This window comes from Pyxidicoccus trucidator (genome assembly GCF_010894435.1).
In the GTDB taxonomy this organism is placed as follows: Bacteria; Myxococcota; Myxococcia; order Myxococcales; family Myxococcaceae; genus Myxococcus; species Myxococcus trucidator.
The window spans coordinates 13,601-37,139 of sequence record NZ_JAAIXZ010000008.1 but is presented as its reverse complement, the minus strand read 5'-3'; the positions used below and the strand labels follow the sequence as shown (position 1 = coordinate 37,139).

At 70.6% G+C, this 23,539-nt stretch carries 17 protein-coding genes; 16 read left to right on the top strand and 1 reads right to left on the bottom strand.

The annotated features are described in order from the left end of the window. Positions 1–16: 16 nt before the first annotated feature. The 5 genes from G4D85_RS22525 to G4D85_RS48920 all read left to right on the top strand — a co-directional run bounded on the left by G4D85_RS22525 (position 17) and on the right by G4D85_RS48920 (position 9,079). On the top strand, positions 17–1,069 hold the full coding sequence (locus G4D85_RS22525; RefSeq protein WP_164015278.1) for a PEGA domain-containing protein: 1,053 nt from the start codon (positions 17–19) through the stop codon (positions 1,067–1,069). Positions 1,070–1,251: 182 nt separating this feature from the next. Further along, positions 1,252–3,327: a TonB-dependent receptor plug domain-containing protein gene (locus tag G4D85_RS22520; RefSeq protein ID WP_164015276.1), complete on the top strand. Its 2,076-nt coding sequence runs from the start codon at positions 1,252–1,254 to the stop codon at positions 3,325–3,327. A gap of 189 nt (positions 3,328–3,516) precedes the next feature. After that, entirely contained in the window at positions 3,517–6,930 is a 3,414-nt protein-coding gene (locus G4D85_RS22515) for a peptidoglycan-binding protein (RefSeq protein ID WP_164015274.1), read from the top strand. Positions 6,931–7,044: 114 nt separating this feature from the next. Next, entirely contained in the window at positions 7,045–8,223 is a 1,179-nt protein-coding gene (locus G4D85_RS22510; protein ID WP_164015272.1) for a hypothetical protein, read from the top strand. Between the two features lie 214 nt (positions 8,224–8,437). After that, positions 8,438–9,079 carry a hypothetical protein gene (locus tag G4D85_RS48920; protein WP_205525657.1) on the top strand — a complete coding sequence of 214 codons (642 nt, stop codon included), beginning with the start codon at positions 8,438–8,440 and terminating at the stop codon, positions 9,077–9,079. 90 nt (positions 9,080–9,169) lie between these two features. Here the strand turns inward: G4D85_RS48920 and G4D85_RS22500 are convergent, their stop codons facing one another. Beyond that, a complete protein-coding gene (locus tag G4D85_RS22500) occupies positions 9,170–9,487 on the bottom strand; it encodes a hypothetical protein (protein WP_164015270.1) in 318 nt (105 codons plus the stop codon). Positions 9,488–9,835: 348 nt separating this feature from the next. Here G4D85_RS22500 and G4D85_RS22495 point away from each other — a divergent pair, with 348 nt between their 5' ends. Genes G4D85_RS22495 through G4D85_RS22445 form a run of 11 tightly spaced genes read left to right on the top strand, consistent with a single transcriptional unit; the run spans position 9,836 to position 23,457 of the window. Next, positions 9,836–10,060: a hypothetical protein gene (locus G4D85_RS22495; RefSeq protein ID WP_164015268.1), complete on the top strand. Its 225-nt coding sequence runs from the start codon at positions 9,836–9,838 to the stop codon at positions 10,058–10,060. Between the two features lie 44 nt (positions 10,061–10,104). Further along, the gene (locus G4D85_RS22490) at positions 10,105–11,337 is read left to right on the top strand and encodes an ROK family transcriptional regulator (protein ID WP_164015266.1); all 1,233 of its coding nucleotides are present in this window, start codon (positions 10,105–10,107) and stop codon (positions 11,335–11,337) included. Beyond that, positions 11,334–12,185, top strand: a complete 852-nt coding sequence (locus G4D85_RS22485; protein ID WP_164015264.1) for a glycoside hydrolase family 16 protein — start codon at positions 11,334–11,336, stop codon at positions 12,183–12,185. Before G4D85_RS22490 ends, G4D85_RS22485 begins: the two co-directional genes overlap by 4 nt. Continuing rightward, entirely contained in the window at positions 12,182–13,822 is a 1,641-nt protein-coding gene (locus G4D85_RS22480; RefSeq protein WP_164015261.1) for an ABC transporter substrate-binding protein, read from the top strand. The genes G4D85_RS22485 and G4D85_RS22480 overlap by 4 nt, the downstream gene beginning before the upstream one ends. 2 nt (positions 13,823–13,824) lie before the next feature. Beyond that, positions 13,825–14,805 (top strand): ABC transporter permease, encoded by a 981-nt coding sequence (locus tag G4D85_RS22475; RefSeq protein WP_164015259.1) that lies wholly within the window; start codon positions 13,825–13,827, stop codon positions 14,803–14,805. Then, entirely contained in the window at positions 14,798–16,558 is a 1,761-nt protein-coding gene (locus tag G4D85_RS22470; RefSeq protein ID WP_164015257.1) for a dipeptide/oligopeptide/nickel ABC transporter permease/ATP-binding protein, read from the top strand. Before G4D85_RS22475 ends, G4D85_RS22470 begins: the two co-directional genes overlap by 8 nt. After that, on the top strand, positions 16,555–17,547 hold the full coding sequence (locus G4D85_RS22465; RefSeq protein WP_164015255.1) for an ABC transporter ATP-binding protein: 993 nt from the start codon (positions 16,555–16,557) through the stop codon (positions 17,545–17,547). The genes G4D85_RS22470 and G4D85_RS22465 overlap by 4 nt, the downstream gene beginning before the upstream one ends. Next, the gene (locus G4D85_RS22460; protein WP_164015253.1) at positions 17,528–18,898 is read left to right on the top strand and encodes a GH1 family beta-glucosidase; all 1,371 of its coding nucleotides are present in this window, start codon (positions 17,528–17,530) and stop codon (positions 18,896–18,898) included. The genes G4D85_RS22465 and G4D85_RS22460 overlap by 20 nt, the downstream gene beginning before the upstream one ends. Beyond that, positions 18,895–22,245, top strand: coding sequence for a glycoside hydrolase family 2 TIM barrel-domain containing protein (locus G4D85_RS22455; RefSeq protein WP_164015251.1), 3,351 nt, complete (start codon positions 18,895–18,897; stop codon positions 22,243–22,245). The genes G4D85_RS22460 and G4D85_RS22455 overlap by 4 nt, the downstream gene beginning before the upstream one ends. 10 nt (positions 22,246–22,255) lie before the next feature. Next, the gene (locus G4D85_RS22450; RefSeq protein ID WP_164015249.1) at positions 22,256–22,810 is read left to right on the top strand and encodes a hypothetical protein; all 555 of its coding nucleotides are present in this window, start codon (positions 22,256–22,258) and stop codon (positions 22,808–22,810) included. After that, on the top strand, positions 22,807–23,457 hold the full coding sequence (locus G4D85_RS22445; protein WP_164015248.1) for a putative glycoside hydrolase: 651 nt from the start codon (positions 22,807–22,809) through the stop codon (positions 23,455–23,457). Before G4D85_RS22450 ends, G4D85_RS22445 begins: the two co-directional genes overlap by 4 nt. The last annotated feature ends 82 nt before the right edge of the window (positions 23,458–23,539 follow it).

Here is a 23,539-nt window from a genome sequence, read left to right as displayed (position 1 = left end):
CCGCAGTGAGACGCTGATGAAACAGTCGACCTGGATTGCCGTCATCCTGCTGGGCACCGTCACCGCGAACGCCGTGGTCTACGGCGTGCTGCGAGGCCGCCGCGCCGAGAGCCCCACCGCGCCGCCCGCCGTCACCGACGCGCCCCGCCCGCCGCCCGTGGCCGTGGCGTCCGTCACGCCCGCTCCGCCGCCGCCTCCTCAAGAGGACGATGCGAGCTCCGGCCTCGCGAGGGCCCGGCGGGCCTCGGGGCTGGCCGCGCTGGAGGACCGCGACTACGAGACGGCCGTGGCCGAGTTCACCGAGGCGCTGCGCCTGCGCAAGGACGACAAGGGCGACCTGGTGGAGTTGCTGCGCATCGCAGCGGACCTGCGGACCCGCGAGCAGGACCGGACGCGCGAGCGGGTCCGCCCCACGCGTGAGGCCGCGGCTCTGACGCGGGCCCAGGCGAAGTCGCGGGCCATCCGTACTTCGTCCCGCGCGCAGCCTCGCGAGGAGCCCGCGGCCGCCGAGGAGCCCCGGAATGGACTGCTGCTGGTGACGTCGACGCCTCCGGGGTTGATGGTGCTGGTGGATGGGAAGACGGTGGACCTCACGCCCGCGCGCGTGCCGCTGCGCGCGGGGACGCATCGCGTGTCGATTGCGCAGGGGGACCGGCGGCTGGCCGAGGAGACGGTGGAGCTGGGCGAGGACGAGGTCCACTCCATCAACCGGGATTTGACCGCCGAGCTGACGCCCACGGCTCCGCGCTCCGCGCCGCAGCCGGTGGTCGCAGCGGCGCCCGCGCCCACGAGTCCCGCCTCGGCCGCCGCGCCGCAGCCGGCTTCCACGCCCGCGCCCACCACCGTGGCCCGCACCGCCGTGACGGGGAAGGGAGACCTCGACGTCACGTCTCCGGCGCTCTACGGCGAGGTGTGGATCAACAACCGGCCCTATGGCTTCCCGCCCCTGAAGGCCCAGGGACTCCCGGCCGGACCGGCCCGCGTGGAGGTCCGCGTCAACGGCGTGGTGAAGCGGAAGATGACCGTTGAAGTCGAGCCGGACCGCCTCACCGCCGTCCGCGTCCGCTGAGCCACCGCGCCGCGCGCGGCGCTCGCCTTCCTCGAGCGCGCCCTCCCCTGAGCCCTGGTCCCGAGGGCCAGCACTCCCCTACCCCCACCTTCCTGAGCAATGGCCCGAGGCCGGCGCTCTCACTCCCCCACACCCCAGAGCGATGGCCCCGAGGCCGGCGCTCTCCTGCGTTCGAGATTCCCATGAGCGTCCGCCGCTGGTGGCCCGTCGGTTCCGTGGCCCTGTCCCTCCTCTTGTCCGGCAGCCCCGCGCTCGCGCAGCAGACGTCTCCTGACGCCTGGGAGACGGAGCAGCCCGCGCAGTCCCCGGAGGCGGAGCCCGCTCCTTCCGAGGACGACGCCGCGGCCTCCACCGAGGAGCCGGAGGTCCACAGTCAGGTGGCGTCCTTCGCCGTCACCCGCTTGCAGGAGTCCCCCGCCGTCGTCACCGCGATGAACGCGGACGAGATTCGCGCCTCGGGCGCCCGCGACTTGATGGACCTGCTGCTCCAGATTCCGGGCTTCTTCTTCGGCGTGGACGTGCAGGGCTCGGTGGGTCCGGGCTTCCGGGGCCTGTGGGGCTACGAGGGCAAGGTGCTCCTCGTCATCGACGGCAAGGAGATGAACGAGCAGCTCTACTCGACGATGCAGCTCGGGCACGAGTTCCCCATCGAGCTGGTGGAGCGCATCGAAGTGGTGCGCGGCCCGGGCTCGGTCATCTACGGCGGCAACGCGGAGCTGGCCGTCATCAACGTCATCACCCGCGGCATCCAGGGCAGCACGGACCTGCTGGTGGCGGGCACCTACGGCGAGCTGGAGACTGTCAACGGACGGCGCAGCGTGACGCTCTCCGGGCGCAAGGTCTTCGAGTCCGCGCCGGGCCTGAGCGTCTTCGGCTCCGCCTCGCTGGGCCAGGGCCAGCGCAGCGATGCCGTGTTCCGCGACTTCTTCGGCAACTCGGCGCGCATGGGCGGGCAGAGCAAGCTGGACCCGACGACGGTGCAGGCGGGCGTGGGCTACAAGGATTTGCAGCTGAGCGTGCTGTACCAGCGCAACACCACCTCCACCATCATCGCCTTCGACGAGGTGCTCTCCGCCCCCGCGCCCACCCAGTTCGAGACCTTCCACGCCGAGCTGAGCGACCGCTTCCGCCCCAGCGAGCGGCTGGAGCTCGTCTCGCGCTTCAACCTCACCCTGTCCGAGCCGTTCCGCGACTCGGACCGCGAGTCGGCCTTCTATTACGAGAAGCAGGTGCGGCGGCTGCGCGGGCGCGCCCTGGCCCGCTGGGCGGCGCTGGACTTCCTCCAGCTCACCGGCGGCGTGGACGTGATGTCCGACCAGGGGAAGCTCAACGGCCCCGCCGACGTCGGCCTGCAGACGGCCTTCGGTGAAGAGGGCGCCGAGAGCGTCTCGTACCTGAACCTCGCCGGCTTCATGGAGGCGTACCTCGACAACCCCATCGCCACCGTCGTGGCCGGCGCGCGCTATGAGAACCACAGCGCCTTCGGCAGCTCCTTCGTGCCCCGGCTGGTGCTGCTGCGCGCCTTCGGACCGTTCAGCGCCAAGGCCCTCTTCAGCCGCGCGTTCCGCGCGCCCGGCATCGAGAACATCAGCCTGGGCGCCGACGTCCGGCCCGAGCGCACCACCGTGTTCGAGCTGGAGGGCACGCTGCGGTTCGGCGACGGCCACACCGTGAGCGCGAACGCCTTCGACATGGGCGTGACGGACCCCATCATCTATTCCTACGACGCCACCACGAACACGGAGGCGTACCGGAACCTCGGCCGCCTGGGCAGCCGCGGCGTGGAGCTGGACTACCACCTGCGGGCGGGCTGGGGCCGGCTCGCGCTCAACTACTCCTTCTACGCGCCGGCCGGCCGCAATGACGTGGAGGACTACCAGGTGCCCGGCCACTCCAACGCCTTCACCGCCATGCCCACGCACAAGGCGTCGCTCACGAGCAACGTGAAGGTGCTGCCGTGGCTCACCGTCAGCCCCACCGCCGTGCTCGTGGGCAAGCGCTACGCGGTGGACGCGCCGGACGACGCGGGGGACTCGGCGGTGGAGGAGCTGCCCACGCAGCTGCTGCTCAACCTCTTCGTCAGCGCGGAGAACGTGGGCACGCAGGGGCTGGAGCTGGGCGCCGGCATCTACAACCTCATGGGCACCCACTTCCGCATCGCCCAGCCGTACAACGGCGGCCACGCACCGCTTCCCGTGTTCTCCCGAGAGTTCCTGGTTCGCATCAGCTACCTGCTGGACCCGGCGAGCGATTCGTAATCTGAGAATTCACGACGCGGCAGCAGGGCCCCGAGAGAACGCCAGACAAAATCACGCATATTGAATTCGTTTTCGCGTGAGTGCGTACGGCGGGTGCACTCCCGGGGGGCAGCGCTGCTGAGACATCGCGCTCATGTCACGCCCGACAATGGGAGTGCCTAGTGCTGCTGTCACAGGAGCCCACACCCCATGCGCGTCGACGGTCCTTCTGTTTCCACCCAGAGCCATTCCTCCCAGGAGTCGGGGAGCGTCCAGCGGAGCGAGGCCCCCGAGCCCAACGTCATCCGCGAGGAGGAGGGAACCCAGAGCACGGGACATGATGACGTCTCGTCCTTCGAAGAGGAGTCGTCATCCTCGGCGCCCAGGCTGCGGCCGCCGCCCCCGCCACCTCCTCCCGAGCCGCCGCCCGAGGAGCCCCGGCCCGTTCCGAGGAAGGACCTGAAGCGCGGCGACACGGGCGAGGAGGTGGAGGCGCTCCAGGAGTCCCTGGTGGAGCTGGGCTACCTCACGGAGGAGCAGGTGGCCACGGGCCCCGGCACGTTCGGCCCGCAGACGGAGGCCGCGCTGGAGAAGTTCCAGCGGGACAGCGGCGTGTCCGCCAACGGCCAGTACGAGGCCAGCACCCGCGAGGCCCTGTCCCAGGCGCGCACCCGCTCGGCGCAGGCGGGCGGGAAGCCGGGCCCGGCCATGACGGCGGAGCAGGCGTTCATCACCCAGTTCACCTCCGAGTACAACCCGTACGGTCCTCGCGGCAGCACCAACTGCGGTCCCGCCAGCCTCGCCATGTCCCTGGCGTACACCGGGCACATGCCGCAGGGGCTGACGAAGGAGCAGCAGGTGGACCACGCCCGCGCGCTGATGAGCCCGCGCCGCGAGTCGGAGTTCACCTATGTGAAGGCGTCGGACGGCACGCGCGTGCCGCTCTTGAACCGCGACCGCGAGCTGACCGGCGGCACCATGGTGGCGGACGGCATCAAGAGCGCGGGCCTCGAGTCACGCTACGGGCAGGGCTGGGAGACGCTCGACAAGCAGCTCGCCGCGGGCAACCCCGTCATCGCCAACGGCTACACCAACGCCGCCTGGCGCTCGCAGTTCCCCGAGCGAATGGGCAGCGGGGACGTGGGCCACCTCAACGCCATCCTCGGCAAGACGGCGGACGGGAAGTACCTGGTGGCGGACCCGCTGCACACCGGCGGCCCGGTGGCGATGACGCGCCAGCAGCTCAGCACCTTCTTCTCGCCCACCGGAGGCCAGCCCTCCTTCAATGCCCTGCAGGGCGCGTCGCGTGGGAGTGGTGCCGCCGCCGCGGGGGCGAGCGCGGGTGCAGCTGCCGGCGCGGGGCTTCCCAAGGGGAAGGACGCGGACGTGCTGGCGCTGCTGAAGCAGGCCGCCAGCAAGCTCCCCGTGCCCGAGCTGGGCACCACCACCGCCAGCGCCGGGACGAAGGCGCCCGCCACCACGCAGGCCGCGAGCGCGACTCCCGCCGAGCGGGCCGCGCAGGACGCCAAGGCGCTGGAGAAGACGCTCCAGCACAGCCTGCAGGACGGCGCGAAGCAGTTCGAGCAGCTCGTCGCGAGCAACCCGGACCCGGCCTACCAGGAGGCGCTCGTCGCCGCCGCGCAGCCCTCGCTGGAGAAGATGGGCGAGTACTTCCATGGCGTGTCGCCGGAGTCGAACCGCAAGCTCCATCCGCCAAAGGGCCAGAAGCCGGTCGACGTCAACAACCCCAAGGAGCTCGACGCGCTGTCGAAGCAGGAGAACGCGCTCAAGTATGAGACGTACTACAGCCTGGCGCGCGCGACGGAGGCGCTGAAGGACCCCGCCGCCAGCAAGGTGGGCGAGTTCTTCACCGAGAAGATGCCGCGGGGCTTCACCCAGGGCATCAACGGCAGCACGTTGCTCGGCGCGGTGAAGAAGTGCATCGAGGGTGGCGTGGGCTCGCGGCTCGCCTTCGCCATGGAGCGCGCCAAGACGGTGGACTACGCGTCCCATCGCGGCATCCCCTCGCCGAATGCGCAGGACCTCAAGGCCCTGCATGAGACGACGTGGAAGGCCATCGACACGATTCGCGCCGACTTCACCGCCGCCGCGGAGAAGGCGGAGCGGCACCAGCGGCGGCTCACCGAGCTGCTCAGCGGCCCCGCCGCCGTGCTCTCGCCCGAGCAGCAGCAGGCCGCCATCAACACCTTCATGACGCCCGACCGGAAGAAGGACCTGGCGGAGTTCGAGCGGCTCAGCAAGCTGCTCGCCCCGGCCGCGCCGGATGGGGTTCCGCCCGATGAGACGGACCCGCGCGTGAAGGAGCTCGCCCTCGCGCTGCCGCGGCTGGCCGAGACACAGTCGGGCGCCGAGTACCTCGCCGCGCAGCTCGAGGCCAGCGGAGAGGGCAAGTCCGCCTTCCTCACCGTGGTGGGCGGGTTCAAGGACCTCAAGGACCTCGACGAGAAGCTCGCCGTCGGGCTCGCCCGGGCCGCGGGCATGGGCGCCATCATCGCGGCCAACAACAGGAACCTGGCGCTGGCCGGGAAGATCTACGAGGGGCTGGCGAAGCACGCCGAGCTGTTCGGGATGACCCCGGACGACATGCGCTCGTACACCTCCGTGCTGCAGACGCTGAAGCCCAACATGCCGTACGAGCAGTACAAGACGCGCGCGGAGTCGCTGAACACGCTGCTGAAGAAGGACAAATCCGGCGGGCTGCTGGGCGACCCGGAGACAGGCACGGGGCAGGCGCTCCGCGGCCTGGGCGTCGCCGTCTCGACCGCCGCGTTCTTCGGCGACTTGGGCGACTGGTCCCAGGCGGACATGGCCGCGCGGCTGAAGATTGTCGGCGACGGCCTCAGTGCGGGCGCGGACGGCTCGAGCCTCCTCATGGACGCGGTCGTCAAGGGCGCCTCGAACAGCAAGTTCCTGGGGAAGCTGTCCGCCGCGGGCGCCATCATCGGCGCGGTGGGCGACGCCATCCAGGGCTTCCAGGCGCTCAAGGACGAGCGGTACGCCAAGGCCGGCAGCTCCTTCGCCCAGGCGGCGGGTGGCACCATCCTGGCGGCGTCGGCCTTCGTGGGCGTGATTCCCGGCCTCCAGGTCGCGGGCGCCCTGCTCTTCGTGGGCGGCATCGGCCTGAAGTACCTGGACGAGGCGCTCGAGCGCGGCAACCGGGTGGACCTGCTCGCCAACAGCGGCATGGACCGGCAGCTCGCCGAGAGCCTCGTCCACTCCGGGCCCGAGTTCCTCGCCGAGAAGCTGGGCAAGGGCCTCGGCATGTCGCCCCAGGACATCCAGAAGTTCATCGGCGAACACCGGGAGCTCGCGGGCCACAAGGGCTACATCGACACGCTGGCCCAGGCCGCCTCCGAGTTCGGGATGACAGGGCCCAACTTCCAGGAGTTCGTCGAGCGGCTGTCCCGCGCCAACAACAACGGCTCGGAGGACATGTACGCGCTGGGCGACCGGCTCAACGGGCTGTTCTTCGGCCAGCTCCCGTCGATGGCCGAAGACGGCAGCTTCCCCACCCAGTCGCAGCGCTTCCGCAAGTGGGTGGAGACCAGCTACCCGGACCTCGCCGCGTGGGTGGACGAGCGGCACCGGAAGGCCGCGGCCTGACGCGGGGCCGGTGGCGGGAGCGATTTCCTTCCCGCCACCCGGTTGCGTCACAATGCCGCGGCGCCGTTCCTGGAAGGAACCTTCATTCCATGCGGCGCCCCCAGGGAGGGAACCATGCACGGAGTGCGGCTGGCGGTGATTGCGCTCGCGGTGGGGCTGGCGGCATGTGGTGGCGATGACCCCGAGGACTTCGGCGAGCAGGTGGTGGAAGCCTTCTGCGAGCGCGAGGCCCGGTGCGGGGTGTACGCCAGCGCGGACACCTGCGAGGAGTCCCTGCGCCAGCGAGGCTGGGAGACCTGGATGGGGCTGGGGACGCGTTACGAGGCGGCGCTGGAGTCGGGCCGGCTGAGCTTCGACGAGGAGGCCGCCGAGCGTTGCCTGGACGCCATCCGCGACCGCGACTGCCGCCTCCCCGCGCTGTCGGAAGCCGCGATGAGCCGGGGCATCGAGTACGACCCCTCGTGCCAGGTGCTCCGCGCCCAGCGGACCGAAGGGGCCTGTCTTGCCCATGCGGAGTGCGGCGAGAGCGGGTTCTGTCGCTATACCGAGGCGAGCGGCTGCCAGGGCACGTGCACCCCGCGTCACGGCGAGGGCGGCCCCGGCGAGTGGCCCGAGCACTGCGCGCCAGGGCTCGTCCCGGGTGCCGATGGCACCTGCCAGCGCGCCAGGGGCGAAGGGGAGACCTGCCACGAGGTTGGCGAGGATGCTAGCCGTGACCCTCCGTGCGCCGCCGGACTGTGGTGTGACCGGGGAAGCAATACGTGCCGCCCTACCGGGGCAGAAGGTGACGCCTGCGCGTTCGAGCAGGACCGTCCGTGCGGCGCGTCGTTTATCTGCGAGGCGGGACGCTGTGAGCGACGCCCCCCCGAGGGCAGGGCCTGCACGGCGCCGGCCGCGCAGAGCGCGCTCCAGGCCCACCGCTGCCAGCGCGACCTCTTCTGTGACGCGGACGCCGAGCAGCCCGGCACCTGCCGGGAGCGTCGCGAGGAAGGGGCCGCCTGCCGGAACTTCTCCGAGTGCGCCACGGACCTGTACTGCGCCGGCGCCGAGCCGGAGTCCGGCACGTGGGGCCGCTGCCAGAAGCGGCCCGGGGCTGGAGAAGCCTGCGAGCTGTATTTCGGCACCGGGCCCATCACCAACTGCCTCGCGGGCCATCACTGCTCCCCGGAGACGAACCGGTGCGTGCCCTGGGTGCGCGAAGGCGAGCGCTGCGGGCCCGAGGCCCGATGCGAGCAAGGCGTCTGCTCGGACGAAGGCCGCTGCACGTCTCCCGAAGCCTGGACCTGCCGGTAGGCGCACCCCGCGTGGAATTTCCCGGGCCTTTTCTTCCGCCGGAAAGCGGAGGAGGGGGCCCGGGTAAACCCTCATGAACAAACGGCTTTCCCGGGTGGGATGCAGGAAGATGTAGGCGCGAAGCAACCATTTGCCTTCATGTACGAGAATGGTTGCAGGGGTTGGATTTCAGCCCCCATGAGCCTACTCCTCCCTTCACGCCCGGAGCATAACCATGAGCGGCATCTCCAAGCTGTCCGCGGGTCCCTCGCTGGCTTCCTTCCGTTCCATCGGCTCCGACATCAAGTCGCCCGAGGTTGGCAAGCTTCCCGGGATGGAGACGGCCGAGACGGCGCTGAAGGCGCTCAGCCAGAACCCCATCCTCCGCTCGCTCCTGGGTGAGAGCGCCTTCGACGGCGCGGCCGGCGCGAGCAAGGCGGAGAAGGCGAGCGCGTCCGGAAAGGCGAACCCGGAGGAGGCCCTCAAGAAGATCCTCGACACCCTCAAGCAGCTGGTGAGCGTGCTCAAGACGCTGGCCGGCGAGAAGGCCGGTGAGGGCGCCGAGGGCGCGGCTCCCGCGGGCGGTGCCCAGGGCGCGGCTCCCGCCGGTGGTGCCGAGGGTGCGGCTCCCGCGCAGGGTGCGGCTCCCGCGCAGGGCGCGGCTCCCGCCGGTGGCGCCGAGGGTGCGGCTCCCGCGAATGCCTCGCAGGCCCCGGCCGGCGCCGCCGAGGAGGACGAGAAGGACCCCCTCCAGAAGCTGCTCAAGGCGCTGGAGAAGATTGTCGAGACCATCAGCCAGCTCGTGAAGTCGCTGGGCGCCCAGGACGGCGCGGCTCCCGCGGCCGACACCAGCACCCAGCCCACCGCCACGGCCTGAGCCCTCGCATCCTTGAAGCCAGGCGGCCCGCCACCCTGATGGGTTGGCGGGCCGTCGTGCGTTCCGGGGCTCCGGGCTTCCGGTGCCGCGTCAGCTCCGGATGAAGCCGCGCTTGAGGCGCTCCAGCTCCTCGCCGAGCTTCTTCATCTCCTCGGTCTGCTCCATGGCGAGCCCGCTCTCGCGCATCACCGTGTTGAGCTGCGACTTGAAGACCTCCACCAGCGAGGCCGCCGCCGGCGTGCCCGTGGCCTGGAGCTGACCGCCCACCTGCGTGAGCATCTCCTGCAGGGCCAGCGTCACCTTGCGCACCTCCGCCTCGAGCTGCTCGCGCGAGAGCCGGCCCGGCTCCTTTGCCGCCCGCGTCAGCTCCTGCAGTGACTTGAGCAGCGACTCCAGGTCCTGTGCCATGTCGATGCGCCTCCAGCGGCCCAACCGGGACGCGCAGCCTACCGTTCCCCCGGAGCCCGGCACAGGCCCGGTATCCCCCCCAGGCCTCCCCCCACCGGTAACGCCCGGACTTGCATTCACCGGGAACTCGCTGGTACTTTCTTCACCACTCGAACGAACTTCTCGGCGTTCGCGGTGGGGTGAGGCGGGGACCCGGAGCTGCTGGTGGCCGGACCGGGCGCGCATCAGGGCTGTTTCGCTCTGGCACGGCGCGCCCGCGGTGACGCAACGCGCAACACACACAGCGTCTTTCGGTAGCACCACATTCTTCGCCATACGCACGAAGCCAATTCGTAGCGGAGGGGACCTATGCAGCGGAACAAGCGCTTCGCGCGGGCCTGGGCGGCGGGATTGCTCGCGGTGGCCGGCTTCGCGCTCGAATTGAAGGACGTCGCCCTCACCCCGGAGCCGAAGCAGTACACAATCGACCTCAGCCGCGTTCGATACGGGAAGGTGGTGGGTGGCTTCGGCTGGGTAGCTGGTGGAAGGACGAGCCCGCTCGTCCTCTTCATCGACGACATCCAGTGGAGCTGACGCCCGCCGCCCTTCTCCGCGGCGGAACGGAGCGTGAGCGGACGATGAGAGTGGGAACGGCGGCAACGACGACGGTCGACGCGGCGGGCATGCGCGCACAGAACAGCAGCCTGCTGCTGAACATGATCTGGCGCGAGCGCCAGATTTCCCGGGCGGAGATTGCCCGGCGGACGGAGCTGAGCCCGTCGACCGTGTCGGCCATTGTCGCGGACCTGGAGCACTCCGGGCTGGTGCGCAGCATTGGAGCCGGGGTGTCCCGTGGCGGGCGCCGGCCCACCCTCATCGGGTTCTGTGACGACGCGTTCAGCATCGTCGGCGTGGAGTTGGGCGCCACGCACGTCACGGTCGTCCTGTCGGACCTGCGCGGCCGGGTGCGCGTGCAGCGCCATGCCCCGCAGGCGGTGCGCGACGACCCGAAGGGCACGCTCCAGAAGGTGCGCGAGCTGGTGCAGGAGTGCCTGGACGCCGAGCGCGTTCCCCGCCGCTCGGTGGTGGGCATGGGCGTGGCCGTGCCGAGCCCCGTCCACCCGTCCGCGCCGGGCAAGCTGTCGCCGCTCATCGTCCCCGCGTGGCGCGACTATGACGTGCAGGAGTCGCTCAAGGCCGCCTTCGCGATGCCGGTGTTCGTGGACAACGACGCGAACCTGGGCGCGCTGTCGGAGTGCTACTGGGGCGCGGGCGTCGGCGGCGAGGACCTGACGTACATCAAGCTGGCCACCGGTATCGGCTCCGGCTTCATCATCAATGGCGACGTCTACCGTGGCTCGGGCGGCACCGCGGGTGAGATTGGCCACATCGCGGTGGACCCCGCCGGGCCGCAGTGTGTCTGCGGGCTTCGCGGCTGCCTCGTCACCCTCATCGGCGGCGTGGCGCTGCTGGAGCGCGCGCGGGAGCTGATGGCCCCCCGGAGCCGCCGCCCCCTCACGGTGAAGGAATTGGTGGAGGGCGCGCGCGCGGGCGAGTCGGCCGCGCGCCAGGTCATCGACAGCATGGGCCACTACCTGGGCATCGCGGTGGCGGGCCTGCTCAACCTGCTCAACCCCGCCATCGTCGTGCTCGGCGGGGAGATTTCCGCGGTGGGTGATTTGCTGCTGGACCCGCTCCGCGCCTCGGTGCGCAAGCGGGCGCTGTCCACCTCCATGGCGGAGACGCGCATCGTCACCTCCGCGCTGGGGGACCGGGCCATCGCGGTTGGCGCGGCCACCCTCGTGCTCCAGGCGGCGCTGCGCAACCGCTCCCTCTTTCCAATCCAACAACATGTCGGGAAGACCGCATGACCTCCATCCGTCTCCTCCCATGGCTCGCGGCCCTGGGAACCCTCGCTTGTGACCCCGCGGCTTCGAAGCAGACGAAGCCGGATGCGCCTCCCACCTCCACCCCGCAGCCGAGTACCGACTGGGCGCTGGTGTGGCAGGACGAGTTCGATGGGCCGGCGGGAACCCCGCCCTCCCCGGAGCGGTGGAAGCACGACGTGGGTGGAGGCGGCTGGGGCAACGAGCAGCTGGAGTTCGACACCGCGAGGCCGGAGAACGCCTCGCTGGACGGCGCGGGCCACCTGGTCATCACCGCGCGCAAGGAGCGGTACGAGGAGAGGGACTACACGTCCGCCCGCATCAACACGCAGGGGCGCTTCGAGCCGACCTATGGCCGCATCGAGGCGCGCCTCCAGCTGCCGGTGGGGCGTGGCATCTGGCCGGCGTTCTGGATGCTGGGCGCGGACGTCGGCTCGCTGGGTTGGCCCGACTGCGGCGAAATCGACATCATGGAGTACCGGGGCCAGCTGCCGAGCATCGTCCGCGGCTCGCTCCATGGCCCGGGCTACTCGGGGGGCGACAACCTGGGCGCCGAGCACGTCGCCGCGGGCGTGAAGCTCAACGAGGACTTCCACGTCTACGCCATCGAGTGGGAGCCGGAGCGCATCCGCTGGTTCCTGGACGGGACGATGTTCTTCGAGGCGACGCCCGCGAGGCTGCCCGCCGGGAAGAAGTGGGTCTTCGACCATCCGCACTTCATCATCCTCAACGTCGCGGTGGGCGGGAACTTCGTGGGGCCGGTGGACCGCTCCACCGTGTTCCCCCAGCAGATGAAGGTGGACTACGTCCGCGTCTACGCGAGGCCCGAATGAGGCGCGCGCTCTGGCTGCTGCCCGTCCTGTGGATGTCCTGCACCTCGGAGCCGCGCCCGCGTCCTCCGGGCGTGCTGTTCGTCTCCGTGGAGCAACAGAGCGCGTGGGTCCGCAACTTCAACCCGCTGTTCGCGGGAGCAGGCTCGCGCTGGCCCACGCGGGCCGGCATCCATGAGTGCATGGAGGTGTTCACCCCCTCTACCGGCCAGTGGGTGCCGTGGCTGGCCACGGGGCACGCCTGGTCGGAAGACCGGAAGACGCTGCGCTTCACGCTGCGAGAGGGCGTGCGCTGGTCCGACGGCCGCCCCTTCACGGCGGAGGACGTGGCCTACACCTTCACGCTCCTCAAGAAGCACCCCGCCCTGGACGCGGGCGGCGTGTGGCGCTTCGTGTCGGAGGTGCGAGCGGAGGGGCCGCACACGGTGGCCTTCCATTTCTCCCGCATCTACATCCCCGGCTTCGCGGAGCTGGCGCACCAGCCGCTGGTGCCGCGCCACGTCTGGGAGAAGGTGGCGGACCCGGTGACCTTCACCAACCCGGAGCCGGTGGCGACGGGGCCCTTCACCGAGGTGCGCGTCTTCCGCAACCAGGTGTACGAGCTGGGGCGCAACCCGCACTACTGGCAGCCCGGCAAGCCCGCCGTGGACGCGCTGCGCTTCCTGGCCTTCCCCACCAATGACCAGGCCAACCTCGCGCTGGTGGAGGGCGAGGTGGACTGGGCCGGCAACTTCGTGCCCGCCGTGGACCGCACCTTCGTGTCCAAGGACCCGCAACACCACGCGCGTTGGTTCCCGCTCTTCGGCAGCACCGTCTTCCTCTACCCCAACACCACGCTCCCACCGCTGGACGACGTGCGCGTGCGCAAGGCGCTGAGCATGGCCATCGACCGGGAGCGGCTGGTGGACATCGCCATGTACGGCTACACGCGCCCGGCGGACTCCACGGCCCTCAATGACTCGTACACCGGCTGGCGGGACGCGGAGGCCGCGAAGGGCGCTTGGGTGCGCCACGACCTGGCGGCCGCCAACCAATTGCTGGACGAGGCGGGCCTGAAGCGGGGGCCGGACGGCATGCGGCTGCTGGCGGACGGGCAGCGGATGGAGTTCCAAATCGAGGTGGTGGGCGGCTGGTCCGACTGGGTGCGCGCCGGGCAGGTGCTGGTGCGGGACCTCCGCAAGGCGGGCATCCACGCAAACTTGAAGACGTACGAGTTCGGCGCCTGGAACGCGCGCCTGCAGAAGGGCGAGTTCCAGCTCTCCATCGCCTGGTCGCTGGACGGGCCCACGCCGTACACCTTCTACAAGTGGCTGGTGTCCAAGAACACGGTGCGCCCGGTGGGCGAGGTGGCGGCGGCCAACTGGCACCGCTTCGGCGACGCGGAGGCGGACGCGCTGCTGACGCGCTTCGAGACGGAGGCGTCTCCCGAGGCGCAGAAGGAGCTGATGGCCGCGGTGCAGCGGCGCTTCTCCGAGACGGCGCCCGCCATTCCCCTCTTCCCGAACCCGTCCTGGGGTGAGGCCAACTCGCGGCGCTTCACGGGCTTTCCCAGCGCGGCGAATCCCTACGCACGCCTGTCCCCCCACGCCGAGCCCGACAGCCTGCTGGTGCTGACGACACTCGCCCCGAGGGAGCCCTGACGATGAACTACGTCCTCCGGCGGCTCGGCTTCTACCTGCTCGCGGCCTGGGCCTCGCTCACGCTGAACTTCGTCATCCCCCGGCTGGCCCCGGGCGACCCGGCCTCCGCCATGTTCGCCCGCTTCGAGGGCCGCATCCAGCCCGAGGCCATGGAGGCCCTGCGCGCCGCCTTCGGCTTCACCAACGCCCCTCTGCACCTGCAGTACCTCACGTACATGCGGCACCTGTTCTCCGGGGACCTGGGGATGTCCTACGCGTACTACCCGTCGCGCGTGTCGGACGTCATCGGCACCGGCCTGGTGTGGACGCTGGGACTGGCCGGCTGCGCGGTCATCTTCAGCTTCGCGCTGGGCTCGCTGCTCGGGGTGCTGGCCGCGTGGAACCGCGGCGGGTGGATGGACTCGGCGCTGGCGCCCGCGCTCGCCCTCCTGGGGGCCTTCCCCTACTTCTGGCTGGCGATGCTGGCGCTGTACCTCTTCGGCTTCGGGCTGGGGTGGTTCCCGCTGCGCCACGCGTACTCGCATGACCTGGAGCCGGCGCTGTCCTTCGCCTTCGCGGCGGACGTGGCGAAGCACGCGGTGCTGCCGGCGGCCTCCATCGTCGTGGCCACGCTGGGTGGGTGGATGCTGAGCATGCGCAACACCATGGTGGCCACGCTGGGCACGGACACGCTGCGGCTGGCGCACGCGAAGGGGCTGCCGCCCCGGCAGGTGATGCTGCGCTACGCCGCGCGCAACGCGCTGCTGCCCAACGTCACCGGCTTCGGCATGGCGCTGGGCTTCGTGCTGAGCGGCTCGCTGCTGACGGAGATCGTCTTCTCGTACCCGGGCACCGGGTACCTGCTCATCCTCGCGGTGCGCAACCAGGACTACCCGCTGATGCAGGGGCTCTTCCTGGTCATCACCCTGGCGGTGCTCGCCGCCAACTTCGCCGTCGACCTCGTCTGCCTGTGGCTGGACCCGAGGACCCGCGCCCATGCGTGATTCCATCCGACGTCTGCTCCGCCACCGGAAGGCCGCGGTGGGCGGTGGCATCCTGCTGTTCTTCCTCGTCCTCGCGCTCGTCGGGCCGTGGCTCGTCATGGACCCGAGCGACCTCGTGGGCCGGCCGCACCAGCCACCCTCGCGGGAGCACCTGTTCGGCACCACGGGCCAGGGCCAGGACGTGCTCGCGCAGACGGTGGTGGGCGCGCGCGAGACGCTGGCCATCGGCTTCGCGGTGGGCGCGCTCGTCACGCTGGTGGGCGCGCTGGTGGGCGTGACGGCCGGCTACCTGGGCCGCCGGGTGGACGACGCGCTGACGCTCACCACCAACGTGTTCCTCGTCATCCCTGGCCTGCCGCTGGCCATCGTCCTGGGCGCGTACCTGCCCTCCGGCCCGCTGCGCATGGTGGCGGTGCTGACGGTGGCCGGCTGGGCGTGGAATGCGCGCGTCTTCCGCGCCGAGGCGCTGGCCCTGGCCAACCGCGACTTCGTGGCCGCGGCGGTGGTGGCGGGCGAGAGCCGCTCGCGCATCGTCGCCCGGGAGCTGCTCCCCAACATGGCGTCGCTGGTGGGCTCGTCGTTCATCGGAAACACGCTCTACGCCGTGGGCGCCCAGGTGGGCCTGGAGTTCCTCGGCCTGGGGGACGTGGGCTCGGTGACGTGGGGCACCAACCTCTACTGGGCCGGCAACGACGCGGCGCTGCTGACGCGCTCGTGGTGGATTTTCGTCCCCACCGGCGTGTGCATCGCGCTCGTGGGCTTCTCGCTCACCCTGCTCAGCTCCGCCATCGACGAGCTGACCAACCCCGCGCTCCGCGAGCCGCCCAAGGCGCCCCCCGTGAAGGCCGTCGTCACGGCCGCGCAGGCCGAGCCGCTGCCGCCCGGCGTGCTGCTCAGCGTGCGTGAGCTGTCCATCGAGTACGCCACGGAGCGCGGCCCATCACGGGTGGTGGACTCGGTGTCCTTCGACATCGCCCCCGGCGAGGTCTTCGGTCTGGCCGGCGAGTCCGGCAGCGGCAAGTCCACCATCGGCTACGGGCTGCTGCGGCTGCTGCCTCCGGCCGCGAGCATCACCCAGGGGCGAATCATTCTCGGGGGCACGGACGTCACCGCCCTGGACGAAGCGTCCCTGCGCGCCTTCCGCTGGGCGCAGGTGTCCATGGTCTTCCAGAGCGCGATGAGCGCGCTCAACCCCGTCCTCACGCTGGGCGAGCAGTTCCACGACACGCTGGCGGCGCACGGGCGCACCTCGCGGGCGGCCTCGTATGCCCGCGCGCGGGAGCTGCTGGCCATGGTGGGGCTGGAGCCGAAGCTGGTGAATGCCTGGCCGCACCAGCTGTCGGGCGGCATGCGCCAGCGGGTGGGCATTGCCCTGGCGCTGGCGCTGGAGCCGAAGCTGGTGGTGATGGACGAGCCCACCACCGCGCTGGACGTGGTGGTGCAGAAGGAGCTGCTCCAGCGGGTGATTGAGCTGAAGGGCCGGCTGGGCTTCTCCGTGCTGTTCATCACCCACGACTTGCCGCTGCTGCTCGCGCTGGCGGACCGGGTGGGCATCCTCCAGGGCGGCAAGCTGGTGGAGGTGGACACCGCGCAGCGCCTGCGCACGGACGCGCGCCACCCGTACACGCGCCTGCTGCTGTCGTCCTTCCCCCACCTCACCGCCGCCGACGCGGACGGGCCGCTCGCGGACGCCGCGCTCGCGGCCAACGAGCTGGCGCCCGCGCGGGCCGCGCTCCGAGGAGGTCACCGATGAGCGCCCCCCTGCTCGAGGCCACCCGGCTCTCGAGGACCGTCCCCATCGGCGGCTTCCTGTCGCGCGCCCGGCGCACGCTGCTGGACGGCGTGTCCTTCTCCCTGGAGCGCGGCGAAATCGTCGCGCTGGTGGGCGAGTCCGGCAGCGGCAAGAGCACGCTGGCCCGGGTGCTGGCGCGGTTGGATACGCCAGACGGCGGAAGCCTGAAGCTCGGAGGCGCGGAGGTGCTCGCCGGAGAGCGGCGCGCGACGCTGGAGTACCGGGGCCGCGTGCAGATGGTGTTCCAGGACCCGTTCGCCTCCCTCAACCCCGTCCACACCGTGGCGCACCACCTGGAGCGCCCCCTGCTGCGCCATGGCCGCGCCACGGGGACGGACTTGAAGGCGCGCGTCCACGCGCTGCTGGAGTCGGTGGGGCTGACGCCGGCCGAGTCCTTCGCCCGGCGCTTCCCGCACGAGCTGTCCGGAGGCCAGCGCCAGCGCGTGGCGGTGGCGCGGGCGCTGGCGGTGGAGCCGGACGTCATCATCGCGGACGAGCCCACCTCCATGCTGGACGTGTCCACCCGCCGCGGCGTGCTCCAGTTGCTGCGCGGCCTGACGCGCGAGCGGGGCATCGGCATCCTCTTCATCACCCACGACCTGGCCAGCGCGCGCCACCTCGCGGACCGAATCCTCGTGCTGTACGCGGGCAAGGTCGTCGAGTCCGGCCGCACCTCGGAAGTCCTCGCGGCGCCCCGGCACCCGTACACGCGGCTGCTGCTGTCCGCCGTGCCGGATGGCGCGGACTTCCTGCGCGCGCCGCTGCCCGTGAAGGCCGCGGCGGGCCCGGTGCCGCTACACGGCTGCGCCTTCGCGCCCCGCTGTCCCCACGCGGACGCGCGCTGCCACGACACCCTTCCCGCTGAACACCTCCCCGCGGCGGACCACCACGTCCGCTGCCACCTTGAAGCCTCGAAAGGAGTCCCCGACGATGCGGCAGTTCCCTCCTGACTTTCTCTGGGGTGTGGCCACCTCGGCCTTCCAGATTGAAGGCGCCACCCAGACAGACGGACGTGGCGAGTCCATCTGGGACCGGTTCGCCGCCACGCCGGGCAAGATTGCCGACGGTACGGACGGCTCCGTCGCGTGCGACCACTACAACCGCTGGAAGGACGACGTGGAGACGATGCGCTGGCTGGGCGTCAAGTCCTACCGGTTCTCCATCGCGTGGCCGCGCATCCTCCCGCTGGGCCGGGGCAAGGTGAACCAGGCCGGCATGGACTTCTACTCGCGCCTGGTGGACGGGCTGCTCACCGCGGGCATCGAGCCCATGGTGACGCTCTACCACTGGGACCTCCCGCAGGCCCTGGACGACAAGGGCGGCTGGACGGCGCGCGACACGGTGGGCGCCTTCGTCGAGTACGCGGACGAAGTGAGCCAGGTGCTCGGCGACCGCGTGTCGAAGTGGATTACCCACAACGAGCCCTGGTGCATCAGCGTGCTGGGCTACGGCAACGGTGAGCACGCCCCGGGCCACAAGAACTGGAGCGAGGCGCTCGCCGCCGCCCACCACGTGCTGCTGTCGCACGGGCAGGCGGTGTCCGTCATCCGCGCCAACGTGAAGAAGGCGGAGGTGGGCATCACCCTCAACCTGTGCCCCGCCCAGCCCGCATCCCCCAGCGCCGAGGACCAGGACGCCTGCCGTGCCTTCGACGGCGGCTTCAACCGCTGGTACCTGGACCCCATCTACGGCAAGGGCTACCCGCAGGACGTCATCGCGGACCACGTGGCCGCCGGCCGCATCGCCTCGGAGAAGCTGGACTTCGTGCGCCCCGGTGATTTGGAGGCCATGGCCGCGCCCACCGACTTCCTGGGCGTGAACTACTACTCGCGCGGCATCATCCGCAGCGACCGCATCCCCGAGTCGCAGAACGCCCCCCGCACCGTCCATGCCGAGCCGGAGAAGACGGACATGGACTGGGAGGTGTACGCGGGCGCGCTCACCGACCTGCTGCTGCGCCTGAAGAAGGACTACAACCCCAAGCGCATCTACATCACCGAGAACGGGGCCGCCTACTCCACGGGCCCCGACGCGGACGGGCGCGTGCGTGACACCAAGCGCGTGCACTACCTGCGCACGCACCTGGAGGCGTCGCTGGACGCAATCAAACAGGGCGTGCCGCTCGCGGGCTACTTCGCCTGGTCCCTCATGGACAACTTCGAGTGGGCCTGGGGCTACCAGAAGCGCTTCGGCCTGGTCTTCGTGGACTACGCCACCCAGAAGCGCATCCCCAAGGACAGCGCTCATCTCTACCGCGCCGTGGTGGCGCGCAACGGCCTGGACGTGGAGCTGGCGGCATGAATTCCCTCATCCTCGTGACGTGTCTGGCGGCGTCGCTGTCCCAGACGCCTGCCCCCGCCGCGGCGCCCGCGACGACGGGCCCCAACAGCAACAACCCCACGGCCGCCGGGCCCGCGCCCGCCGAGCCGAAGGCCACCGAGCCCGCCCCGGCGGCGCCCGGCTCCGAAGCCCCGGCGGCCCCCGCCGCTGCCGCACCGGTGGCGCCTCCGGCCGACGCACCGGTGGCCGCCCCTGCCCCCGTGCTGCGGCCCCGGGAGGTGTCGGTCTCCGCCGTGGCCAACGTGCGCGTCCACCGCGACGAGCGCGGCTTCAAGCTCCAGGTGGACGGGCGTGACTTCCCCATCCACGGCATGAACTGGGGCTACACGCCCATTGGCGAGAACTACCGCTACTCGCTGTGGAACCAGCAGGAAGGCTTCATCCGCGCGGTGCTGTCGCGGGAGATGACGCTGCTGCGCGACATGGGCGTCAACGCCATCCGCCAGTTCGACGACATCCCCCCGCAGTGGGTGGAGTACATCTACCGGAACTACGGCATCTACACCGTGGTGAACCCGCTGATGGGCCGCTACGGCACCAACGTCAACGGCGTCATGGTGCCCAACACCGACTACTCCAACCCGGTGCACCGCCAGGCGCTGCTCACGGACCTGGCGCAGAAGGTGGAGAAGTACCACGCCACGCCCGGCGTGCTGATGTGGATGCTGGGCAACGAGAACAACTACGGCCTGCACTGGACGGGCTTCGAAATCCAGCCGCTGCCCGGCCAGGAGGACGCCGCCCGCGCGGAGTCCCTCTACTCGCTGATGGGCGAGGCGGCGCGGACAATCAAGGCCCGCGACACGCACCACCCGGTGTCCATCGCCAACGGCGACCTGCAGTACATCGACCTGATTGCGCGACTGGCCCCGGACCTGGACATCCTCGGCTCCAACGTCTACCGCGGCCCGTCGGCGCGCGACTTGTTCGACGAGGTGCTGCGCAAGCTGGACAAGCCGGTGATGTTCACCGAGTTCGGCGCGGACGCGTATGACGCGAAGGCCGGGCGCGAGGACCACCTGGCGCAGGCGGAGTACCTGCGCAAGCAGTGGGAGGAAATCTACTCGCAGAGCTACGGCCAGGGCCGCGCGCAGAACGCGATTGGCGGCTTCGTGTTCCAGTGGGTGGATGGCTGGTGGAAGATGGGCCAGGAGGCCAACCTCTCCGTCCACGACACCACCGCCTCGTGGCCCAACGGCGGCTACCCGTCCGACTTCGTGGACGGGCAGAACAACATGAACGAGGAGTGGTTCGGCATCTGCGCGCTGGGCCCCGAGGACGAGGCCGGCATCGCCCGGGTGCAGCCGCGCACCGCCTACTACGTCCTCCAGGCGGCCTTCCGCCTGGACCCGTACTCCCCCACCACCAACGCGGACACCATCCGCGAGCACTTCGCGGGCATCCGTCCCACGGAGATGTCCCGGGGCTACGAGTCCTCCGTGGCGCTGGCGCGCGCGGAGGAATTGAGCGCGGTGCGCGTGTCCAACCTGCGCCTGTTGCTGGACAGCTCGCTGTCTCGCGGAAGCATCGCGACGGCGCGGGCCAACCAGGTGGCCGCGGACCACACCGAGTCCATCTTCTTCGACCTGGCGCTCCAGCCGGCCTCCGGCGTGTACGGGCGTGCCTCGTTCAACGTCGTGGGCAACGTGGCGCGAAACCGGCTCAACAACCTCTTCTATGAGAACCGGGGCACGCAGCCGACGCCGACCACGGGCGTGGGCTCCTCGCAGGTGCCGCCCACCACTGGCAACGGGGCCGTGGGCCAGCAATTGGGACTGGAGCGCTTCGCGCTGTACCAGGCCGAGTTCAAGCTGGACCGGCAGGACTTCGCGCTCGAGGGCTTCTACCGCACCGGCCACTACCACTGGGGCGAGGAGGGCGACTTCTTCAACCTCTACCGCGAGGCCAACTACGGGCCGAACATCGACATCTACCACGGCAACGCGCCCTTCGGCGTCGTGTTCGCCGGCAAGAAGAACCTGGAAGGCCTCAAGGTGGCGGTGGGCCCCGAGCTGTACTGGGGCGCCAACCCGTCCATCGTCGCCAAGTACCAGCGCAGCGTCGGCCCGCTCGGCGTGACGCTGATACACCAGGAGGACATCGCCCGGGGCTCGTCGCAGCAGACCAGCTCCGTCATCCGCGAGCGCGTGGCGCGCCGCACGGCGCTGAGCTTCCAGTACAACCGCGGCCCCATGGAGCTGGAGTTCGGCGGCATCCTCGCCGCGCCCCAGCGCATCGGTGAGGAGTTCTCCTGGGCGCGGCGCACGGACGGCACCAGCTACATGAACAGCGGCTACGAGGTGCTCCAGGACAAGGTGCAGTTCCTGGACACGCTCGGCGCGAAGGCGCGGCTCACCTACGACATGGGCGCGGTGCGCTGGTTCGTCCAGTCCTCCTTCCGCGGCCTCGTCGCGGACGGCGGCCCGGAGCAGACCACCGTGCTGACGGGCTGGAGCCTGCGCGAGAGCGGCCGTGGCAACCACTACGCCGGACAGGCGGGCGTGTCGTGGCAGGTGAACAGCACCTTCCAGATTTCGCCCAACCTGCTCTACCAGAAGCCCCTCATCGGGCCGAACCCGACGCTCGGCGACGCGTACGACGCGACGACGGGGCGGTACTACCCGGGCCTCCGGCCGCGCAGCGTGCTGACGGAAGCCTTCAGCGTGCTGGACAACCGCGAGACGCTGGGCGCCGAGTTGCTGCTCACCTTCGACCCGACGCCGGGCACGTGGTTCTGGTCCTGGGACAGGGAGATGCGCGAGGACGCGCCCTTCGCCGCGGGCCTGGACCTGGTCTACCGCCGGCAGCCGACGTCGCGTGACGCGGGCATCGCCACCCTCGCGGACGGCAGCACGGTGGCCTTCGGCACCGCGCCTCCGGCTCGCGACGAGTGGGAGACGACGCTGCGCATGGTGGGTAACCCCAGCCGGCGCCTGAAGCTGTACGGCACGGCCTTCGTGGGCAGCAACCAGTCCCCGGGTGAGGACGCGCGGCAGGTCCACCGCTACGGAGTGGACGGCTCGGTGCTGCTGGACACGCTGCTCCTCACGGCGCAGGTGCACCTGAACAACTGGGGCCCCTACGACTACCACCGCGTGTTCAACCTGACCTACCCGCTCCAGCTCGGTGGAGACCTGTCGTATGGCCTCAAGCGCCCCGTGCTGGGCTCGGTGACGACGCGCTTCGGCCTGCGGGGCCTGGTGCGCTACCTGAATGAGTACTCGGAGGGCCTCAGCACGATGGCCCTGGCGGACGGCCTGGACGGCCGCGAATTCGAGGTGGGGGCCTATGCAATCCTTTCGCTCTGAGGGACGCGGTATGAAGACGTGGCTGCTGCTGGCCGCGGCGGTGGGCATCTCCGGGTGCTACGACCGCGCCAGCTATGTGTATGGGGAGAATCTGGACGGGCTCACGCTCCAGCTCCACGGCCCGGACGTGGGCATCCACCCGGACCAGTCGGTGCTGGAGGACCCGAACAACCCCTTCGCGCTCAGCTCACCGGGTGAGGAGACGAAGTGGCAGATCCAGGGCAGCGGAGACCACGTGGCCGCGTTCTACGCGTGGGCCACGCTGCTCGCGCGAGGCCCCTACGGCGAGGCGCAGTTCTACACGGCCACTGACCTGGTGGCCGTGTACCAGAACGGCGAGGCGAGCCAGGAGGAGCTGCCCCTGGTGCGGGCACAGGCCATCCGCGCCTTCCAGTCCGTGCTCGACAACTTCCCCGACGCGGTGACGTACGACGCCACGGGGACGATTCCGTACGAGCTGCTGACGCCCGCGTACAAGGGCATTGTCGACCTGGGCGGGACGGTGCAGGGCGGCTGGGTGCTGGTGCAGACGGCCGATGGCCAGGAAAGGGCGGTGAAGCCATGAAGAAGCCCGCATACGCGCTGTTGCTGTTGCTGGCCGCGTGCCGCCCGGAGCCGGGCGCGCCGGACTACGAGAACAACGCCCCGTTCGCCCGTCCGGACGCGGGCACGGACCCCAGCGCGGGAGGGCTGCCGGGGCCGTTCCCCTTCCAGGAGGGACAGCGCCGGCTGGGCGTGGGGTTCTACGAGGGCGGCCGCTCCGAGGACATCGCCATCGACAACACCACCACGCACGTCTACCTGTACGAGAACACCGTCACGATGGAGCCGTCCGACGACCACATCGAGGGCCGCGCGGCGGAGCTCGTGGTGCACGCGGGCAAGGCGTGGCTGGGCTTCGGCGTGCACTGGGACACGCCGCGCAACCTGGACGCGTGGAAGACGCTGCACGTCAGCCTCAAGTCGGAGGACGCCGGCTTCGCCAACGTGACGGTGGCGATGAACGACACCACCAGCAGCATCCAGCTCGACGCGAAGAAGTACGGGTACGTGAATGACGGCGCGTGGCACCACCTGGCCATCCCGCTGACGGACTACACGGCGAAGGGGCTCAAGCTCAACGCCGTCAACTCGCCCTTCGCCCTCTTCTCGGGTGCGGGTCCGGCGGCCGACAAGCTGGTGCTGGACAACCTGTACTTCACGGCGGACTGATTCGAGCCACGTCGGAAGGCAGGCCGCGTCTGCTGGGCTGTCTGCGACTGCCCGGGAGGATGCGAGGGATGAGGGAGGACAC

What these genes read in the sequence shown, in the direction of transcription:
- G4D85_RS22520 (WP_164015276.1), top strand. Translation starts at nt 1,252, where the DNA reads ATGAGCGTCCGCCGCTGGTGGCCCGTCGGTTCCGTGGCCCTGTCCCTC.
- G4D85_RS22495 (WP_164015268.1), top strand. Translation starts at nt 9,836, where the DNA reads ATGCAGCGGAACAAGCGCTTCGCGCGGGCCTGGGCGGCGGGATTGCTC.
- G4D85_RS22460 (WP_164015253.1), top strand. Translation starts at nt 17,528, where the DNA reads ATGCGGCAGTTCCCTCCTGACTTTCTCTGGGGTGTGGCCACCTCGGCC.
- G4D85_RS22455 (WP_164015251.1), top strand. Translation starts at nt 18,895, where the DNA reads ATGAATTCCCTCATCCTCGTGACGTGTCTGGCGGCGTCGCTGTCCCAG.
- G4D85_RS48920 (WP_205525657.1), top strand. Translation starts at nt 8,438, where the DNA reads ATGAGCGGCATCTCCAAGCTGTCCGCGGGTCCCTCGCTGGCTTCCTTC.
- G4D85_RS22480 (WP_164015261.1), top strand. Translation starts at nt 12,182, where the DNA reads ATGAGGCGCGCGCTCTGGCTGCTGCCCGTCCTGTGGATGTCCTGCACC.
- G4D85_RS22470 (WP_164015257.1), top strand. Translation starts at nt 14,798, where the DNA reads ATGCGTGATTCCATCCGACGTCTGCTCCGCCACCGGAAGGCCGCGGTG.
- G4D85_RS22490 (WP_164015266.1), top strand. Translation starts at nt 10,105, where the DNA reads ATGAGAGTGGGAACGGCGGCAACGACGACGGTCGACGCGGCGGGCATG.
- G4D85_RS22450 (WP_164015249.1), top strand. Translation starts at nt 22,256, where the DNA reads ATGAAGACGTGGCTGCTGCTGGCCGCGGCGGTGGGCATCTCCGGGTGC.
- G4D85_RS22510 (WP_164015272.1), top strand. Translation starts at nt 7,045, where the DNA reads ATGCACGGAGTGCGGCTGGCGGTGATTGCGCTCGCGGTGGGGCTGGCG.
- G4D85_RS22500 (WP_164015270.1), bottom strand. Translation starts at nt 9,487, where the DNA reads ATGGCACAGGACCTGGAGTCGCTGCTCAAGTCACTGCAGGAGCTGACG.
- G4D85_RS22515 (WP_164015274.1), top strand. Translation starts at nt 3,517, where the DNA reads ATGCGCGTCGACGGTCCTTCTGTTTCCACCCAGAGCCATTCCTCCCAG.
- G4D85_RS22465 (WP_164015255.1), top strand. Translation starts at nt 16,555, where the DNA reads ATGAGCGCCCCCCTGCTCGAGGCCACCCGGCTCTCGAGGACCGTCCCC.
- G4D85_RS22475 (WP_164015259.1), top strand. Translation starts at nt 13,825, where the DNA reads ATGAACTACGTCCTCCGGCGGCTCGGCTTCTACCTGCTCGCGGCCTGG.
- G4D85_RS22445 (WP_164015248.1), top strand. Translation starts at nt 22,807, where the DNA reads ATGAAGAAGCCCGCATACGCGCTGTTGCTGTTGCTGGCCGCGTGCCGC.
- G4D85_RS22525 (WP_164015278.1), top strand. Translation starts at nt 17, where the DNA reads ATGAAACAGTCGACCTGGATTGCCGTCATCCTGCTGGGCACCGTCACC.
- G4D85_RS22485 (WP_164015264.1), top strand. Translation starts at nt 11,334, where the DNA reads ATGACCTCCATCCGTCTCCTCCCATGGCTCGCGGCCCTGGGAACCCTC.